The organism is Aureimonas sp. ME7, from assembly GCF_903970965.1.
Classification (GTDB): Bacteria; Pseudomonadota; Alphaproteobacteria; order Rhizobiales; family Rhizobiaceae; genus Aureimonas.
On sequence record NZ_CAJCKW010000044.1, the window covers coordinates 1 to 1135 of the forward strand.

Sequence of the window (1135 nt, forward strand, 5' to 3'; positions counted from 1 at the left end):
ACGTCCACCTGCCGAAGTTTGGCGACGATCTCTTCCGGCTTGTGCTTCTTCTGTCCCATTCTCGTGTCCTCCATCAGCTCGAAAGCCTACTTCAGGGAGGACCACTTTTCAGGGGGCAGACCAGTAGCTCGAAAGATACAGCGCCATCCCCCGGGCAGCGAGGTAGTCGGACAGCATCTCGGCGCGGATTTCCAAGAGGACGGGGCTCCCCTCCGCATCCCGTTTCAGCCGGGCGACCTCGATCCACCCCTCATCGGGGCGGAACCAAGAGTCGCCCTCGCGCTCGAGCTTCAAGGCGATCGCGAGGTCCTGATGCAGGTGCCATGTCTGGCGCTCGAAGCCGTCCTTGCCCTGGGCGACAACGAGGCGCGTCCCGACTATCGCGCGGTCATCGCTCCAGTCGCAATGAACATCCGCCTGCCGGTAGAGGCCCTTTTCAACGCTTGAGCTATGCGTCGAGGTGTCGACCTCGCTCCACGTGAGCGTGTCGACCGCGCCCCGATCGGCCGACAGGACCGCGAGGGTGGCGATACCCGCATATTCGCGGATCGCGCCGATGCCGGGGAGCGGACTGTCGTGCTGGGTCTCCCCGTCTTGGCGCAAGGGTATCCAGCTTCGCCCTTGCACCGGGCGCACATCGTCGAGTTCAAAGAACCGTGGGCTCAGGGTCGAGAATTCAGCCATGGGGAAGATATAGATTAGGCCAGCGTCGATGCCCGAGTATTTGTATCCGTTCGCTGTTTTTTTACGGCCTGCAGCCGGTGCGATCCGGTCTAGCAATCTGCCTCCAATAGGCTGGCAAAGGGACGAATGAACAAACGGTGACTTATAGCGATCGCCATTCCAAACCGACCGTTCCGCCTCCCCCAGTTTAGACGCGGTAATTCCCGCACCCCTGGCCGGAGGCAGCGCAGACGGTCGACAATTCAGAGCGCTATCGGTCGCTGGCGTTGATCGGCGCGATTGGCGGAAGCGAACGTTCACAGGAATGAAAAAGAACGGCTGACTTTGGTCCAGGCCGTGTCAAAACGCTGAGCCCGTTGTCGTTTGACGTTTGGGGGCTGACCTGGATGGCTGGGTACTGAGAGACGGCGCACTGCGGCTGCTTTCACGATGGTCGCGGGACAGGGCGATG

At 61.3% G+C, this 1135-nt stretch carries 1 protein-coding gene; it reads right to left on the reverse strand.

Annotated elements, in window-relative coordinates:
• Nucleotides 1-108: 108 nt before the first annotated feature.
• Nucleotides 109-780, reverse strand: coding sequence for a hypothetical protein (locus H7A85_RS20640; RefSeq protein ID WP_182422415.1), 672 nt, complete (start codon nt 778-780; stop codon nt 109-111).
• Nucleotides 781-1135: the final 355 nt, after the last annotated feature.